This is a genomic window from Pseudomonas sp. RW407 (assembly GCF_003176655.1).
Classification (GTDB): Bacteria; Pseudomonadota; Gammaproteobacteria; order Pseudomonadales; family Pseudomonadaceae; genus Pseudomonas; species Pseudomonas delhiensis.
In genome coordinates, this window is the sequence record NZ_QGSL01000091.1 from 828,399 (window position 1) to 844,287 (window position 15,889).

The 15,889-nt window shown below is 66.1% G+C and carries 15 protein-coding genes and 2 tRNA genes; 13 read left to right on the top strand and 4 right to left on the bottom strand.

What is annotated here, in order from left to right; all coding sequences use genetic code 11:
- Nucleotides 1–2: 2 nt before the first annotated feature.
- The 13 genes from secG to DK254_RS16240 all read left to right on the top strand — a co-directional run bounded on the left by secG (nucleotide 3) and on the right by DK254_RS16240 (nucleotide 11,746).
- The gene (secG, locus tag DK254_RS16180; RefSeq protein ID WP_074981335.1) at nucleotides 3–395 is read left to right on the top strand and encodes a preprotein translocase subunit SecG; all 393 of its coding nucleotides are present in this window, start codon (nucleotides 3–5) and stop codon (nucleotides 393–395) included.
- A gap of 13 nt (nucleotides 396–408) precedes the next feature.
- Nucleotides 409–494, top strand: a tRNA-Leu gene (locus DK254_RS16185).
- Nucleotides 495–583: 89 nt separating this feature from the next.
- Nucleotides 584–660, top strand: a tRNA-Met gene (locus DK254_RS16190).
- 128 nt (nucleotides 661–788) lie between these two features.
- Nucleotides 789–1,247 (top strand): ribosome maturation factor RimP, encoded by a 459-nt coding sequence (rimP, locus tag DK254_RS16195; protein ID WP_089390234.1) that lies wholly within the window; start codon nucleotides 789–791, stop codon nucleotides 1,245–1,247.
- A 46-nt stretch (nucleotides 1,248–1,293) separates the two neighbouring features.
- Nucleotides 1,294–2,775, top strand: coding sequence for a transcription termination factor NusA (nusA, locus tag DK254_RS16200; RefSeq protein ID WP_089390235.1), 1,482 nt, complete (start codon nucleotides 1,294–1,296; stop codon nucleotides 2,773–2,775).
- Nucleotides 2,776–2,802: 27 nt separating this feature from the next.
- Nucleotides 2,803–5,334: a translation initiation factor IF-2 gene (gene infB, locus DK254_RS16205; protein WP_089390236.1), complete on the top strand. Its 2,532-nt coding sequence runs from the start codon at nucleotides 2,803–2,805 to the stop codon at nucleotides 5,332–5,334.
- A gap of 105 nt (nucleotides 5,335–5,439) precedes the next feature.
- Nucleotides 5,440–5,829: a 30S ribosome-binding factor RbfA gene (gene rbfA, locus DK254_RS16210; protein ID WP_089390237.1), complete on the top strand. Its 390-nt coding sequence runs from the start codon at nucleotides 5,440–5,442 to the stop codon at nucleotides 5,827–5,829.
- Nucleotides 5,830–5,832: 3 nt separating this feature from the next.
- The gene (truB, locus tag DK254_RS16215; protein WP_109934567.1) at nucleotides 5,833–6,747 is read left to right on the top strand and encodes a tRNA pseudouridine(55) synthase TruB; all 915 of its coding nucleotides are present in this window, start codon (nucleotides 5,833–5,835) and stop codon (nucleotides 6,745–6,747) included.
- Nucleotides 6,748–6,846: 99 nt separating this feature from the next.
- On the top strand, nucleotides 6,847–7,116 hold the full coding sequence (gene rpsO, locus DK254_RS16220; protein ID WP_009613036.1) for a 30S ribosomal protein S15: 270 nt from the start codon (nucleotides 6,847–6,849) through the stop codon (nucleotides 7,114–7,116).
- A 167-nt stretch (nucleotides 7,117–7,283) separates the two neighbouring features.
- Nucleotides 7,284–9,389, top strand: coding sequence for a polyribonucleotide nucleotidyltransferase (pnp, locus tag DK254_RS16225; RefSeq protein WP_109934568.1), 2,106 nt, complete (start codon nucleotides 7,284–7,286; stop codon nucleotides 9,387–9,389).
- Between the two features lie 145 nt (nucleotides 9,390–9,534).
- Nucleotides 9,535–10,953: a hypothetical protein gene (locus DK254_RS16230; protein WP_109934569.1), complete on the top strand. Its 1,419-nt coding sequence runs from the start codon at nucleotides 9,535–9,537 to the stop codon at nucleotides 10,951–10,953.
- A gap of 195 nt (nucleotides 10,954–11,148) precedes the next feature.
- Nucleotides 11,149–11,499 (top strand): BON domain-containing protein, encoded by a 351-nt coding sequence (locus DK254_RS16235; RefSeq protein ID WP_109934570.1) that lies wholly within the window; start codon nucleotides 11,149–11,151, stop codon nucleotides 11,497–11,499.
- A gap of 49 nt (nucleotides 11,500–11,548) precedes the next feature.
- A complete protein-coding gene (locus DK254_RS16240; protein ID WP_109934571.1) occupies nucleotides 11,549–11,746 on the top strand; it encodes a CsbD family protein in 198 nt (65 codons plus the stop codon).
- Between the two features lie 55 nt (nucleotides 11,747–11,801).
- On the opposite strand, the gene DK254_RS16245 is transcribed toward DK254_RS16240, so the two are convergent.
- From DK254_RS16245 to DK254_RS16260, 4 genes are all read right to left on the bottom strand, one after another.
- The gene (locus DK254_RS16245; protein WP_109934572.1) at nucleotides 11,802–13,253 is read right to left on the bottom strand and encodes a rhomboid family intramembrane serine protease; all 1,452 of its coding nucleotides are present in this window, start codon (nucleotides 13,251–13,253) and stop codon (nucleotides 11,802–11,804) included.
- Between the two features lie 59 nt (nucleotides 13,254–13,312).
- Entirely contained in the window at nucleotides 13,313–13,612 is a 300-nt protein-coding gene (locus DK254_RS16250; protein ID WP_109934573.1) for a DUF2845 domain-containing protein, read from the bottom strand.
- 14 nt (nucleotides 13,613–13,626) lie between these two features.
- The gene (locus tag DK254_RS16255) at nucleotides 13,627–13,917 is read right to left on the bottom strand and encodes a DUF2845 domain-containing protein (RefSeq protein ID WP_089390245.1); all 291 of its coding nucleotides are present in this window, start codon (nucleotides 13,915–13,917) and stop codon (nucleotides 13,627–13,629) included.
- A gap of 11 nt (nucleotides 13,918–13,928) precedes the next feature.
- Nucleotides 13,929–15,889 (bottom strand): DUF748 domain-containing protein (locus DK254_RS16260; protein WP_256595880.1); only part of this gene is annotated, 1,961 nt, incomplete at its 5' end.

Sequence of the window (15,889 nt, forward strand, 5' to 3'; positions counted from 1 at the left end):
AGATGCTGGAAACAGTTGTAATCGTGATTCACCTGCTGATGGCGCTGGGTCTGGTTGTACTGGTCCTGCTTCAGCATGGCAAGGGTGCGGATGCCGGTGCTTCCTTTGGCGCCGGTGCCTCGGGTACCGTTTTCGGTAGCCAGGGCTCCGCGACCTTCCTCAGTCGTTTTACTGCTGTACTGGCTGCAGTTTTTTTCATTACCAGCTTGGGTTTAGCGTATTTCGCTAAAGAAAAAGCTGATATGATACGTCACATCGGACTTCCTGATCCGGCAGTGATGGAGCAGAAGCAGGAGAAGGTCCCGGCAACCTCCGACGTGCCGGCGACCCAGGGGCAGCAACAAGCCCCGGCAGCTGGCAACGGTGACGTGCCGGCAGCTCCTGAGCAGAAGTAAGGCAAAGGTTTTTGCCGAGGTGGTGGAATTGGTAGACACGCTACCTTGAGGTGGTAGTGGCCATAGGCTGTAGGGGTTCGAGTCCCCTCCTCGGTACCATATACGAAGCCCCGCATGCGGGGCTTTCGTTTCCGGTGCGTCGGTTGACCTGGATAAGGTGTAACCGTATAATTTCGCACCAGCTTTGACGCGGGATGGAGCAGTCTGGTAGCTCGTCGGGCTCATAACCCGAAGGTCGTTGGTTCAAATCCAGCTCCCGCAACCAGTTATGGCAGAGCCCCTTTTCAGGGGCTTTTTGCTAGCTGGACAGTCCGCGCCGCCGATGCAGGGCGGCCCTTTAGGGATGGGCGTTTCGCCCATTTTTCGTTTCTACGGCATACGCGAGGCGATCAGGTGTCGAGCAAGCTAGAACAGTTGCAGGCCTTGCTGGCCCCTGTGGTAGAGGCGCTCGGCTACGAGTGCTGGGGCCTCGAGTTCCTGTCCCAGGGACGTCATTCCCTGCTGAGGGTCTATATCGACAAGGCCGACGGCATCCTGATCGAGGACTGCGAAAAGGTCAGTCGTCAGGTCAGCGGCGTACTGGACGTCGAAGACCCGATCAGCGGCGAATACACCCTGGAGGTTTCCTCCCCGGGCATGGACCGTCCGCTGTTCACCCTCGAGCAGTTCGCCCGCTACGTTGGCGAGCAAGTGAAGATCAAGCTGCGCGTGCCCTTCGAGCGGCGGCGCAACTTCCAGGGCATCCTCCGCGGTGTGGAGGAGCAGGACGTGGTGGTCCTGGTGGAGGACCACGAATACCTGCTGCCGATCGATTCGATCGATAAGGCCAACATCATTCCCCGATTTGAGTGAGCCGCGGATCAAGCGGATTCCAATGGATTGAAAGGCGAGGCGTACGATGAGCAAAGAAGTACTGCTGGTTGTTGAGTCGGTGTCCAACGAGAAGGGCGTACCGCCCGGCGTGATTTTCGAAGCGCTGGAACTGGCTCTGGCGACCGCCACCAAGAAGCGTTTCGAGGACGAGGTCGACCTGCGCGTGCAGATCAACCGCGCCAACGGCAACTACGACACCTTCCGCCGCTGGACCGTGGTCGAAGACGAGGACTACTCCAACCCGGCCGCCGAGCTGACCGTCGAGGACGTGCAGGAAAGCCATCCGGGCACCAAGGCCGGCGACGTCATCGAAGAGAAGATCGAGTCCATCGAGTTCGGCCGCATCGCCGCCCAGACCGCCAAGCAGGTCATCGTGCAGAAGGTCCGCGAGGCCGAGCGCGCCCAGGTGGTCGACGCCTACCGCGAGAAGGTCGGCGAGATCATCTCCGGCACCGTCAAGAAGGTCACCCGCGACAACGTCATCGTCGACCTGGGCAACAACGCCGAAGCGCTGCTGGCCCGCGACCAGATCATCCCGCGCGAGACCTTCCGCGTCGGCACCCGCGTGCGTGCCCTGCTCAAGGAAATCCGCAGCGAGAACCGCGGCCCGCAACTGGTCCTCTCGCGCACCGCGCCGGAGATGCTGATCGAGCTGTTCCGCATCGAGGTGCCGGAAATCGCCGAGCAGCTGATCGATGTCATGGCCGCCGCCCGGGACCCGGGTTCGCGCGCCAAGATCGCGGTACGCTCCAAGGACAAGCGCATCGACCCGCAGGGCGCCTGCATCGGCATGCGTGGTTCGCGCGTCCAGGCCGTCTCCGGCGAGCTGGGTGGTGAGCGCGTGGATATCGTGCTCTGGGACGACAACCCGGCGCAGTTCGTCATCAACGCCATGGCCCCGGCCGAAGTGGCGGCGATCATCGTCGACGAAGATACCCACACCATGGATATCGCCGTCGCCGAGGACAACCTGGCCCAGGCCATCGGCCGCAGCGGCCAGAACGTCCGCCTGGCCAGCCAGCTGACCGGCTGGACGCTGAACGTGATGACCGAGGCCGACATCCAGGCCAAGCAGCAGGCCGAGACCGGTGACATCCTGCAGCGCTTCGTCGACGAGCTGGATGTCGACGAGGAGCTGGCCCAGGTGCTGGTCGAGGAAGGCTTCACCACCCTGGAAGAAATCGCCTACGTACCGATGGAAGAGATGCTCAACATCGACGGCTTCGACGAGGACATCGTCAACGAGCTGCGCTCGCGCGCCAAGGACCGTCTGTTGACCAAAGCCATCGCGACCGAGGAAAAACTTGCCGACGCGCAACCGGCCGAAGACCTGCTCAGCCTCGATGGCATGACCAAAGAGCTGGCCTTGGACCTGGTGCTGCGTGGCGTAACCACCCGTGAAGATCTTGCCGAGCAGTCGATCGACGACCTGCTCGACATCGACGGCATGGACGAAGAGCGTGCCGGCAAGTTGATCATGGCCGCCCGGGCCCATTGGTTCGAGTAAGCATTCGCGGCCTGAGGAGAGAAATGCATGACGCAAGTCACGGTGAAAGAACTGGCCAAAACGGTCGATACGCCGGTCGAGCGCCTGCTGCAGCAGATGCGCGAGGCGGGCCTGCCGCACAGCAGTGCCGAGCAGGTAGTGACCGACAACGAGAAGCAGGCTCTGCTGGCGCACCTCAAGGGTAGCCATGGCGACCGCCTGGAAGAACCGCGCAAGATCACCCTGCAGCGTAAGACCACTTCCACCCTGCGGGTGGCTGGCAGCAAGACGGTGAGCGTCGAGGTTCGCAAGAAGAAAACCTACGTCAAGCGCAGCCCCGACGAGATCGAGGCCGAGCGTCAGCGCGAGCTGGAAGAGCAGCGCGCCGCCGAAGAGGCCGCTCGCCTGAAGGCAGAGGAAGAGGCCCGTCAGAAGGCCGAGGCCGAAGCCCGCCGTCAGGCCGAGGAAGCGGCCCGTCGCCAGCCTGAACAGGCTCCGCAGCCGGCTGCCCCCGCAGTCGCTGCCGAGGCGCCGGCCGTTGCCGCTGCGGCTGCCGCTCCCGCCGCCGCTCCGGCTGCCGGCGATGAGCGCAAGAAGGAAGCCGAAGTGCGCCGTCCGCCGAAGCGTGGCGAGGAAGACGAGCGTCGTGATCGCAAGCATGCCCAGCATCGCCCGTCGATCAAGGAAAAGGAAAAGACCACTGCTCCGCGCGTTGTCCGCTCCGGCGTGGATGACGATGACAGTTTCGGTCGTCGTGGCGGCGGTCGCGGCAAGTCGAAGCTGAAGAAGCGTAACCAGCACGGGTTCCAGAGCCCGACAGGACCGATTGTGCGCGAAGTGAGTATCGGCGAGACCATCACAGTTGCTGAGCTGGCTCAGCAGATGTCGGTGAAGGGCGCCGAAGTCGTCAAGTTCATGTTCAAGATGGGCACCCCGGTGACCATCAACCAGGTACTCGACCAGGAGACCGCCCAACTGATCGCCGAAGAACTCGGCCACAAGGTCAAGCTGGTCAGCGAGAACGCCCTGGAAGAGCAACTGGCCGAGTCGCTGAAGTTCGAAGGCGAGGCGGTATCCCGTGCGCCGGTGGTGACCGTGATGGGCCACGTCGACCACGGCAAGACCTCGCTGCTCGACTACATCCGTCGCGCCAAGGTGGCCGCGGGCGAAGCCGGTGGCATCACCCAGCACATCGGCGCCTACCACGTGGAAACCGACCGCGGCATGGTCACCTTCCTCGACACCCCCGGCCACGCCGCGTTCACCGCGATGCGTGCCCGTGGTGCCCAGGCGACCGACATCGTCATCCTGGTGGTGGCGGCCGACGACGGCGTGATGCCGCAGACCCAGGAAGCCGTCCAGCACGCGAAAGCCGCTGGCGTGCCGATCGTGGTCGCGATCAACAAGATCGACAAGCCCGACGCCAACCCGGACAACATCAAGAACGGCCTGGCCGCGCTCGACGTGATCCCGGAAGAGTGGGGCGGCGACGCGCCCTTCGTACCGGTCTCGGCGAAGATGGGTACCGGCGTCGACGAACTGCTCGAAGCCGTGCTGCTGCAGGCCGAAGTCCTGGAGCTCAAGGCCACCCCGTCGGCCCCCGGCCGTGGCGTGGTGGTCGAGTCGCGCCTGGACAAGGGCCGTGGCCCGGTGGCCACCGTGCTGGTCCAGGACGGTACCCTGCGCCAGGGCGACATGATCCTCTGCGGCGTCAACTATGGCCGCGTGCGCGCCATGCTCGACGAGAACGGCAAGCCGATCAAGGAAGCCGGCCCGTCCATCCCGGTCGAGATCCTCGGCCTGGACGGCACCCCGGATGCCGGTGACGAAGTGACCGTGGTCGCCGACGAGAAGAAGGCCCGCGAAGTCGCGCTGTTCCGCCAGGGCAAGTTCCGCGAGGTCAAGCTGGCCCGCCAGCAGTCGGCGAAGCTGGAAAACATCTTCGAGAGCATGGGCCAGGAAGAGAAGAAGACCCTCAACATCGTCCTCAAGGCCGACGTTCGGGGTTCCCTGGAAGCCCTGCAGGGCTCGCTCAGCGGCCTGGGCAACGAAGAAGTGCAGGTCCGCGTGGTCGGCGGCGGCGTCGGTGGCATCACCGAGTCCGATGCCAACCTGGCGCTGGCCTCCAACGCGGTGCTGTTCGGCTTCAACGTCCGTGCCGACGCCGGTGCGCGCAAGATCGTCGAGGCCGAAGGCCTGGACATGCGTTACTACAACGTGATCTACGACATCATCGAAGACGTCAAGAAAGCCCTCACCGGCATGCTCGGCAGCGATGTCCGCGAGAACATCCTGGGTATCGCCGAAGTGCGTGACGTGTTCCGTTCGCCGAAGTTCGGCGCGGTCGCCGGCTGCATGGTCACCGAGGGCCTGGTGCACCGCAACCGTCCGATCCGCGTACTGCGCGACGACGTGGTGATCTTCGAGGGCGAGCTGGAATCGCTGCGCCGCTTCAAGGACGACGTTGCCGAAGTCCGTGCCGGCATGGAGTGCGGTATCGGCGTGAAGAGCTACAACGACGTCCGCGTCGGCGACAAGATCGAAGTGTTCGAGAAGGTCGAAGTCGCTCGTACCCTGTAAGGGCAGACGAGCGTAATCGCAGCGCCCGGGCCGGCCATCCGCTGTCCCGGGCGTTTGCCGCTTATTCGTCCGGTGCCTTCGGGCTGCCGGAAGCAGGTTAGGAAAATGGCCAAAGAGTACAGCCGTACCCAGCGTATCGGCGATCAGATGCAGCGCGAACTGGCGCTGCTCATCCAGCGCGAGGTCAAGGACCCGCGCCTGGGCCTGGTGACCATCACCGGCGTCGACGTGGCGCGCGACCTGTCCCACGCCAAGGTGTTCATCACCGTGATGGGGCAGGACGACAATGCCGAGGTGATCAAGCAGAACACCTCGATCCTCAACGACGCCGCCGGTTTCCTGCGCATGCACCTGGGCAAGGCGATGAAGCTGCGCACCGTGCCGCAGCTGCATTTCAGCTACGACGCCAGTATCCGTCGCGGTGCCGAGCTGTCGGCGCTGATCGAGCGGGCGGTGGCCGAAGACCGTCGCCACGGTGGCGGTTCCGAGGAGTAAGGCGTGGCCCAGGTGAAACGTATCCGCCGTGCGGTCGACGGCGTGCTGGTGCTCGACAAGCCGCGCGGCATGAGCTCCAACCAGGCCCTGCAGAAGGTGCGCTGGCTGCTCAACGCCGAGAAGGCCGGGCACACCGGCAGCCTCGACCCCCTGGCCACCGGTGTGCTGCCGCTGTGCTTCGGCGAGGCGACCAAGTTCTCCCAGTACCTGCTCGATGCCGACAAGGGCTACGAGACCCAGGCCCGGCTGGGCGTCACCACCACCACCGGCGACGCCGAGGGCGAGGTGCTCGAGGAGCGCCAGGTGACCGTCGGTCGGGAGGCCCTGGAGGCCGTGCTGCCGCGGTTCCGCGGCGAGATAGAGCAGGTGCCGCCGATGTATTCGGCACTGAAGAAGGACGGCCAGCCGCTGTACAAGCTGGCCCGTGCAGGAGAGGTAGTGGAGCGCGAGGCGCGTTCTGTTACTATTGCGCGCCTGGAACTGCTGGCCTTCGAGGCGCCCTGCGCCACCCTGGCCGTTTCCTGCAGCAAGGGCACCTACATCCGCACCCTGGTCGAGGACATCGGCCGCGAGTTGGGCTGCGGTGCCCATGTGGCCGCACTGCGCCGTACCCAGGCAGGCCCCTTCGGGCTGGCCCAGGCGGTGACGCTGGATGAACTGGTGCAGGCCCACGCCGAGGGCGGCAACGAGGCCCTCGACCGCTTCCTGCTGCCGGTGGATGCCGGCCTGGAACACTGGCCGCTGCTGCAGCTGTCCGAGCACAGCGCCTACTACTGGCTGCATGGGCAGCCGGTACGCGCACCCGAGGCACCGAAGTTCGGCATGCTGCGGGTACAGGATCACGAGGGTCGCTTCATCGGTATCGGTGAGGTGACCGACGACGGGCGTATCGCGCCGCGTCGACTGATTCGGTCGTAAGGCCGGAAACCCGAGGGTGGCTGTCAACAGGCACGGTCACACCTCCTTTATGAACACAGGGAAAAGTCCCTGGCCTGTTACCTCAGAGGAAAGCCCATCATGGCACTGAGCGTCCAAGAGAAAGCCCAGATCGTAAACGAGTACAAGCAAGCTGAAGGCGACACCGGTTCCCCGGAAGTGCAGGTTGCCCTGCTGTCCGCCAACATCAACAAGCTGCAGGACCACTTCAAGGCCAACGGCAAAGACCACCACTCCCGTCGTGGCCTGATCCGCATGGTCAACCAGCGCCGCAAGCTGCTGGACTACCTGAAGAACAAGGACACTGCTCGTTACAGCGCCCTGATCGGTCGCCTGGGCCTGCGTCGCTAAGACGGCAAGCCTGAAGTGGGAAGCTGGGAGTCTGGAGTTGATGGGCGGTGCGAACCGGCCTTCGGCTTCGGGCTCCCGGCTTCTCGCTTTTTAGGGAATGTAATCGGGTCCGACTCCCGGCATTTCCACGATTTCCCCCAAGGCAACTAAGTGAAGGTAAAGACACCGTGAACCCGGTAACCAAGAAATTCCAGTTCGGTCAATCGACCGTAACCCTCGAGACTGGCCGCATCGCCCGCCAGGCCACCGGCGCCGTGCTGGTCACCATGGACGACGTCACCGTGCTGGTCACCGTCGTGGGCGCCAAGCAGGCCGACCCGAACAAGGGCTTCTTCCCGCTGTCCGTCCACTACCAGGAGAAGACCTACGCAGCCGGCCGCATCCCCGGCGGTTTCTTCAAGCGTGAAGGCCGTCCTTCCGAGAAGGAAACCCTGACCTCGCGCCTGATCGACCGTCCGATCCGCCCGCTGTTCCCCGAAGGCTTCATGAACGAAGTGCAGGTCGTCTGCACCGTCGTTTCCACCGGCAAGAAGACCGATCCGGACATCGCCGCCATGATCGGCACCTCCGCCGCCCTGGCGATCTCCGGCATTCCCTTCGCCGGCCCGATCGGCGCCGCCCGCGTAGGCTTCCACCCGGAAGTCGGCTACATCCTCAACCCGACCTACGAGCAACTGCAGAGCTCCAGCCTCGACATGGTCGTGGCCGGTACCTCCGACGCCGTGCTGATGGTCGAGTCCGAAGCCGACGAGCTGACCGAAGACCAGATGCTGGGCGCCGTGCTGTACGCCCATGAAGAATTCCAGGCGGTCATCCGCGCCGTCGCCGAACTGGCGACCGAAGCCGGCAAGCCGACCTGGAACTGGAGCGCCCCGGCCGAGAACACCGCCCTGGTCAACGCCATCAAGGCCGAGTTCGGCGCTGCGATCTCCGAGGCCTACACCGTCACCATCAAGCAGGACCGCTACGCCGCCCTGGACGCCCTGCGCGAGGAAATCGTCGCCAGGTTCGCCGGCGAAGGCGAAGGCCAGTACCCGGCCAGCGAAGTCAAGGACGTGTTCGGCCTGCTGGAATACCGCACCGTTCGCGAGAACATCGTCAACGGCAAACCGCGTATCGACGGCCGCGACACCCGCACCGTGCGTCCGCTGAAGATCGAAGTCGGCGTGCTCGGCAAGACCCATGGTTCGGCCCTGTTCACCCGCGGCGAAACCCAGGCCCTGGTCGTCGCCACCCTCGGCACCGCCCGTGATGCGCAGCTGCTCGACACCCTCGAAGGCGAGCGCAAGGACCCCTTCATGCTGCACTACAACTTCCCGCCGTTCTCGGTGGGCGAGTGCGGCCGCATGGGCAGCCCGGGCCGTCGCGAAATCGGCCACGGCCGCCTGGCCCGCCGTGGCGTCGCCGCCATGCTGCCGTCGCAGGACGAGTTCCCCTACACCATCCGCGTGGTTTCCGAGATCACCGAATCCAACGGTTCCAGCTCCATGGCTTCCGTGTGCGGCGCTTCCCTGGCGCTGATGGACGCCGGCGTGCCGGTCAAGGCGCCGGTTGCCGGTATCGCCATGGGCCTGGTGAAGGAAGGTGACAAGTTCGCCGTCCTGACCGACATCCTGGGTGACGAAGACCACCTGGGCGACATGGACTTCAAGGTCGCCGGTACCGACAAGGGCGTCACCGCCCTGCAGATGGACATCAAGATCAACGGCATCACCGAAGAGATCATGGAGATCGCCCTGGAGCAGGCTCTGGAAGCGCGCCTGAACATCCTCGGCCAGATGAACCAGGTCATCGCCCAGCCGCGCGCCGAGCTGTCGGAAAACGCCCCGACCATGCTGTCGATGAAGATCGATCCGGACAAGATCCGCGACGTCATCGGCAAGGGCGGCGCCACCATCCGCGGCATCTGCGAAGAGACCAAGGCCTCGATCGACATCGAGGACGACGGCAGCGTGAAGATCTACGGCGAGACCAAGGAAGCTGCCGAGGCCGCCAAGCAGCGCGTCCTGGGCATCACCGCGGAAGCCGAGATCGGCAAGATCTACGTCGGCAAGGTCGAGCGCATCGTCGACTTCGGCGCCTTCGTCAACATCCTGCCGGGCAAGGACGGCCTGGTGCACATCTCGCAGATCAGCGACAAGCGCATCGACAAGGTCACCGACGTGCTCAAGGAAGGCGAGGAAGTCAAGGTCCTGGTGCTGGACGTGGACAACCGCGGCCGCATCAAGCTGTCCATCAAGGATGTTGCCGCTGCCGAAGCTTCCGGCGTCTGAGGAACCCCGTCCACGATCTGCCGCGCACCGCGCGAGATCGTGAACAGGTTCCAAGCGGTAGCAAAATGAAAAGAGGGCCCCTTGCGGGCCCTCTTTTTTTGCCTGGACAATGGCGCCTCGCCAGCACGCAAGGAAAGCCAGGCCGATGGACAAGCACTACTGCCACTACCACCAGGCGCAGCCCGCCACCTGGTTCTGCCTGCCGTGCCAGCGGCACTACGGCGACTGCTGCGTGCCGCTGAACGCCGACGTGCCGGAATACGCCCCGGCCTGCCCGCTGTGCCGCAACGGCCTGCAGTACCTGGGCGCGGCCAACAGCGCCCAGCCGTTCTGGGAGCGCCTGCCGAAGTTCTTCGCCTACGCCCTGCAGCCGGGCCCGCTGATGTTCGCCGCGGCGCTGGCCCTGGCCAGCCTGTTCATGCCCAGCGTACTGCTGCTGTGGCTGGCCCTGCTGAGCGTGGCCACCAAGTACCTGCACAGCGTCATCGAGGCTGTCAGCCTGGGCAGCAACGACGCGCCCGGCCTGGGTGAGGCCTTCGACCTCTCCAGCCTGGGCGCCTTCCTGCGCCAGCTGGCGGTGTTCATCGTGGCCGCGGTGCTGCTGTGGCTGGCCGCGGACTTCGACAATCCCTCGCTGTTCTGGGTGGTGAACGTCGCCCTGGTGCTGGTGCTGCCGGCCAGCGTCATCCGCCTGGCCCTGGACAAGAGCCTGGGCTCGGCGCTCAGCCCGGTGGAAGTCGGCCAGGTGATCGGTGCCATGGGTTGGCGCTACCTGATCCTCTGCGTCTTCCTGTTCATCCTCTGGCAATCGCCGAACTACCTGGCCTGGCTGCTCGGCTTCGGCCTGCCCAAGGTGGTGCTGATGCCGGTGCTGGTGGCGCTGCTCGGCTACTTCGGCGTGGTGATGTGCGCGATGATGGGGTACGCCGTGTTCCAGTACCAGGGCGCGCTGGGCTACGCGGTGGCCGGCGACGACGTCGTGGAAGGCTTCCCCGAGGCCGAATGGCGTCGGCGCCGGGCCCTGGCCGAAGCCGAGGTGCGGGTGAAGGAAGGGCAGGGCGGTGCTGCCATGGAGACCCTGGCGGCGGCCCTGCGCCAGGACCCCGAGGACCTGCGCCTGAACGAGCGCTACCACCAGTTGCTGTACGGGCTGAACGAGCGCGACGCCTGCCTGGCCCACCTGGCCCTCTACCTGCCCCTGGCGACGCGGCTGAACCCGCAGCTGGCGGCCAGCGCCCTGCTCAACGCCCGGCAGTTGCAGGCCGACTACCTGCCGGACGACCCGCTGGTGTGCGAGCGCATCGCCGAGGTGCTGCTGCAGCGCCACAAGGCCCGCGAAGCCCTCAGCCTGTTGCGCAACCTGCACCAGCGCTTCCCGCAGTACCCGCAGATTCCGCGGGCCTACCTGATGGCCGCGCGCGGCTTCGCCGAAGGCCTGGGGCAGCTCGAGCCGGCCGGCAAGCTGCTGGCGTTCATCCGCCTGCGCTACCCGGACTCGCCGCTGCTCGCCGAGGTGGCCAGCCTGGAACAGGTGCTGGAGAAGATGGCCCGCCAGGACGGCTAGGGCCATGCAGTTTGCACGGCCAGGCGGGGCCTACTGTGCAAATTGCCCATGTTCCGGTGTCGATCTGTATATATAAGTGATTGAATATTAAGGAGTTTGTTTTTCCGCAAAAGCTGGCCCGGAGCTTGCGATATCCCTTGTGAAACTGCCGCCAGGCATGGTCGCAGTTCCTTGCAAAGTACAGGAGAGATCGCCATGAAACACCGTTTCAGCAAACTGGCCCTGGCCGCTGCCACCGCTACCGCTTTGAGCTTCTCGTTCGCCAACTCGGTGTTCGCGCAACCGACGACCCTCGCTGCGAATGACACCGTGCAGAAGACCGAGGAAGCGGTTTCCGATACCTGGATCACCAGCAAGGTGAAATCCAGCCTGATCGCCAACAAGGACATCAGCGGCACCAGCATCAAGGTGGAAACCAACAAGGGCGTGGTGGCCCTGTCCGGCACGGTCAAGACCGAGGCCGAACGCGACCTGGCGATCCAGACCGCGAAGGGCATCAAGGGCGTCACGGCGGTCTCCGCCGATGGCCTGAAGGCCGTGGACTGATTCATGTGGGCCCGGGTCGCCCCGGGCCCCCCGCGAACGGGAGTCCCCCATGAACACCGATGTGATCAAAGGCAAGTGGAAGCAGCTGTCCGGCACCCTCAAGGAGAAGTGGGGCAAGCTGACCGACGACGACCTGAAGGTGGCGGACGGACATGCCGAATACCTGGTCGGCAAGCTGCAGGAGCGTTACGGCTGGAGCCGTGACCGCGCCGAGCAGGAAGTGCGCGACTTCAGCGACCGCCTGTAACGCCGGGCGGCTTCGCACCAGGCCCCGTCGGCGCAAGCTGGCGGGGCCTTTTTCGTCAGCGCGCCAGCTGCTCCTGGTAGAGCGCCAGCTGGCGCGTCTGCTCGGCCTCGGGGTAGCGCTGGCGAAGGAACTGCGCCAGTTCGCGCAGGCCCTGGCTGTCGCGCTGGGCGCCGAGGCGCTTGGCCAGTTGCAGCGTCATCTGCGGGAGTTGCGCCGGGTGCTGGCCGTTTTTCGCCAGGCGCCGCCAGGCCCCCAGGGCCCGCGGTCCGTCCTCCAGCTGCAGGAGCCTCTGCAGCAGGTGCAGTTGCACCACGGGGTGGGCCAGCTGGCGCTGTTTCTCCCCGGCGCTGTCGTCGGCCAGGCGGCGCAGCAGGTCGGCGGCCTCGTTCGGCGGCAGGGCGAACAATTGCTTGAGCACGGCGCCGAGCAGCGCGGCGTCCTGGCGGGACACGGCCACGCCGTACAGGCGCTCCACCAGCAGCAGGCGCCCGGGGTGGCGCAGCAGCAGCTCCTGCCCGCGGCTCGCCGCCTGGTCCAGGGCGAAGCGGCCGATCAGCGCATCCAGCGCCGCCAGGTCGCGCTTGAAGGCGGCGTCCGGGTCTTCCTTGGCCAGGTAGGCCTCGTCCACCTCCAGGCGCCCGAAGTGGCGCGGCAGCCAGACCAGCAGGAAGCCCGAGGCCAGGCCGCCGAGGTGGGCGTAGTAGTTGACGTGGTCGGCGGCGCGCAGCAGGCCGTAGAGCTCCTTGCCCATCCACAGCGGCAGTATCCACAGCGCCGGCGCACTGAAGTAGCCGAGTAGCGGCCCCAGCCAGTAGAAGAAGCGGATGCGCCGCAGCCCGTACACGCCGATGTACATGCCCATGAGCCCGGAAATGGCGCCGGAGGCGCCGATGCCGGTGACCCACACCGGGTCCAGCGCCCACCACAGCAGGCCGGAGCAGAGCCCGCTGACCAGGTACAGGGCCAGGTATTTGAGACGGCCCAGGGCGATTTCCAGGGCGAAGCCGAAGATGAACAGGAACACCATGTTGCCGGCCAGGTGCCAGAAGTCGCCGTGCAGGAACATGGAGCCGAACAGCCCCTGCAGGCTGAACTGCGCGGGGATGAAGCCGAAGCGCAGCGAACTCAGGCGGTCGCGCGCGGCCTCGGCGCTGGCCCGCGCCGATTGCCAGGCCGGGTCCTGCTGGAAGGCCGGCAGGCCGCGCAGCTCATGGCCGAACTCCAGGTCGCGGAGGATCAGCCAGGCCAGGTCCTGGCGGCGCAGGCCCTCGATGGCGCGCTTCTGGTTGTCGTCCAGCTTCTCGCGGCGCGCCAGCGCCTCGCCGAACAGCGCACGCTCGCGGCCCAGCAGGTCCAGCTCCAGGTAGACGCCCATGGCCTGTTCCTGGCGGGCCCGGTCGCCACCCTGGTAGACGAAGAAGATCAGGCAGTTGAGCAGGATCAGCAGCAGCGTCACCAGCGGCGGCTTCTTCCAGTCCAGCGGGTGTTCGGCGGGCACGATGAGCATGGGCGACCTGTCCTTGGCGGTGATGGCGCGAGACTATCACCGGCATCGGGCGCTGTCTGTCAGTTGCTGCGCTTGCTCTGGATGGCGTCGATGCGGTTGCCGCGCAAGCGCACGAAATACAGCATGCCGTTCCAGGGGCCGTAGATCCATTCCTCCACCCGCACCTCCTCGCGCTGGCCCCAGTCGCCGACGACGATACGGTTGCCCAGGTAGGAGCGGTCCACTGGCTGGCCGCAGCGCTCGAGCACGTCGCTGGTGGTGTCGCCGCTGCTGATCAGGCGGCTGCCGCAGCGCAGGCTGTCGGCCTGCGCCGTGGCGGCGAGCAGCAGCAGGGGGAGGGCGAGGAGGCTGGGGCGCATGCGGGCTCCGCGGGTCAGTCGCGCTTGAATTCGATGCGCTTCAGGCGGTTGGCTTCGAAGGTGAGGATGTAGGTGGCGCCGTTGCGCGGGCCGTACACCCATTCCTCGACCTTGAACTCGCGGCGATCGTAGCCGCCCAGGGTGTAGCCGACGTCGTCGCGGTGGTCCGGCGCGCCGCACTTCTGCTCCACTTCCCAGGCGCGGTCGCCGACGCTGACCAGGGCGCTGCCGCAGCGCATGCTGTCGGCCCGGGCGGTGGCGCTGGCCAGCAGCAGGGCGGCGGCCAGCAGGGGCAGGAACTTCATCGGGGCTCGCCTCATTCGCTGTCGAGATGGAGCTGGGTGACGACCTCGCCGCCCTTTTCCACCTCGGCCTGGCTGACGTCGATCAGGTAGATGCGATCATCCCCCAGGCCGCCCTTGGTGACCAGATAGTCCTTGATGTGCGCGCCGCGCTCCTGGGCCAGCTTGCGCAACAGCAGCTGGCTGCCGCTCCAGGAGTCGAGCACCGCCTGGCGCAGCTTGGCGGTGCGCTCGTCCTTGTCCAGCTGCTGCCACTCGGCCGGTGGCTGTTTCTTCAGGCGCGTGCGGTAGATGCCTTCGAGCAGGGCTGGCTGCAGGTCTTCCGGCACCTCCAGTTGGCTGGCGTCGCTGGGCACCTTGTCGCCGCGGCGCTGCAGCATCTTGTAGTAGTTGCTGCGGAATTCCTGCTGCAGGCGCTGCTCGGCCAGCAGCGGGCCGTCGGCCGCGGCGGCGCTGACCCCTTCGACTTCCAGTTTCAGCGCCGGGCGCTGCTTGAGCGCGCCGGCGAGCTTGTCGAGGTTGCCCTGGGCGGCGGGCGTCAGCTCGCTGGAGCCGGCGGCGAAGGGCACGTTGCCCAGGTCCTCGTCGCCACCGCCGGCGGCCAGGCCGGCGATGAACTTGAAGGGCGCCTGCACGGCGCGCAGCACCAGGTTGCGCAGGGTCTGCCAGACGATGGGCATGACGCTGAACTGCGGGTTGTTCAGGTCGCCTTCCACCGGCAGCTGGATGTCGATGTTGCCGTTGGTGTCCTTGAGCAGGGCCACCGCCAGTTTCACCGGCAGGTCGACGGCGTCGGGGCTGTCGACCTTCTCGCCCAGCTGCAGGTGTTCCACCAGCACCTTGTTGTCGGCCTTCAGCTGGCCCTTGGTGATCTGGTAGTGCAGGTCGAGGTTGAGCCGGCCCTTGCGGATGCGGTAGCCGGCGAACTTGCCGGAGTAGGGCGTCAGGGTGGTCAGCTCGACGCGCTTGAAGCTGGTGGCGATGTCCAGTTTCTCCAGCGGCGAGAAGGGGTTGAGGCTGCCCTTGATGGTCACCGGGGCGTACTTGTCGACCTTGCCCTTGATGTCGACGCTGGCCGGCTGCGGGTTGCGGTTGTCGAGGGTGCCGATCTCGCCGCCCAGCTGCTGGATGGCGGTGGCGAAGTCCGGGCGCAGGGTCAGGTCGGCGAAGTTGGCCGAGCCGTCGTTGATGCGGATGCCGCCGATGTGGATGCCCAGGGGCTTGTCGCTGCCAGCCTTGGCCGGGCTGGCGGGGCCCTTGGCCGTCGGCTGTTCGGGCTGGGCGATGATCAGCTCGCTGACGTTGGTGCTGCGGTCCTCGTTGATGATGAAGCGCGCGTAGGGCTGCTCGAAGGACAGGCTCTGGATCACCAGGCTGTCGCCATGCTTGTAGGCCAGCCCGTCGAGGGTGAGCTTCTGCCATTTGACGAAGTCGCGGCTCTTGAGGGTGTCCAGGGTGTGCAACTGGCTGACCTCGGCGCTGCCGCCGACGCTGAAGGCCAGCGGCTCGGTGCTCTTGAGGTCGACGTCGAGCTTGCTGGCGAGGAAGCCGCTGCGCAGTTCCAGGCGGATGAAGGGCTCGAGGTACGACTGCGCCAGGCGCAGGTCGATGTCGCGGGTGGCGACCTTGAGTCTGGCGCTGACCGGGTTGGGGATGACGCTGCCGCTGGCCTCGATCTGCCCGCGGTTGCCGATGCCGGTCTTCAGGCGCAGTTGCAGGGCCTGGGTCAGCGAGCTGTCGACGTCCTGCAGGTCGAGGTCCAGCGGGCCGACGTCCAGGGCCACCGGCTTGGCCGGCACGCGGTCGGCCAGGTGCACCTTGTAGCCGCGCAGCTGGGTGTCGCGCAGCACCACGTGCCAGGGTTTCTGCGGCTCGGTCGGCTTGGCCGGCTCCGGCGGCGGGCTTGCCGGCTTGTCGGCGGCGGCCGCAGCCTGGTCGGCTTGGGCTTGGGCTTGGGCTTGGGCTTGGGCTTGGG

What these genes read in the sequence shown, in the direction of transcription:
- secG (WP_074981335.1), top strand. Translation starts at nt 3, where the DNA reads ATGCTGGAAACAGTTGTAATCGTGATTCACCTGCTGATGGCGCTGGGT.
- nusA (WP_089390235.1), top strand. Translation starts at nt 1,294, where the DNA reads ATGAGCAAAGAAGTACTGCTGGTTGTTGAGTCGGTGTCCAACGAGAAG.
- infB (WP_089390236.1), top strand. Translation starts at nt 2,803, where the DNA reads ATGACGCAAGTCACGGTGAAAGAACTGGCCAAAACGGTCGATACGCCG.
- rbfA (WP_089390237.1), top strand. Translation starts at nt 5,440, where the DNA reads ATGGCCAAAGAGTACAGCCGTACCCAGCGTATCGGCGATCAGATGCAG.
- rpsO (WP_009613036.1), top strand. Translation starts at nt 6,847, where the DNA reads ATGGCACTGAGCGTCCAAGAGAAAGCCCAGATCGTAAACGAGTACAAG.
- DK254_RS16230 (WP_109934569.1), top strand. Translation starts at nt 9,535, where the DNA reads ATGGACAAGCACTACTGCCACTACCACCAGGCGCAGCCCGCCACCTGG.
- DK254_RS16235 (WP_109934570.1), top strand. Translation starts at nt 11,149, where the DNA reads ATGAAACACCGTTTCAGCAAACTGGCCCTGGCCGCTGCCACCGCTACC.
- DK254_RS16240 (WP_109934571.1), top strand. Translation starts at nt 11,549, where the DNA reads ATGAACACCGATGTGATCAAAGGCAAGTGGAAGCAGCTGTCCGGCACC.
- DK254_RS16245 (WP_109934572.1), bottom strand. Translation starts at nt 13,253, where the DNA reads ATGCTCATCGTGCCCGCCGAACACCCGCTGGACTGGAAGAAGCCGCCG.
- DK254_RS16250 (WP_109934573.1), bottom strand. Translation starts at nt 13,612, where the DNA reads ATGCGCCCCAGCCTCCTCGCCCTCCCCCTGCTGCTGCTCGCCGCCACG.
- DK254_RS16255 (WP_089390245.1), bottom strand. Translation starts at nt 13,917, where the DNA reads ATGAAGTTCCTGCCCCTGCTGGCCGCCGCCCTGCTGCTGGCCAGCGCC.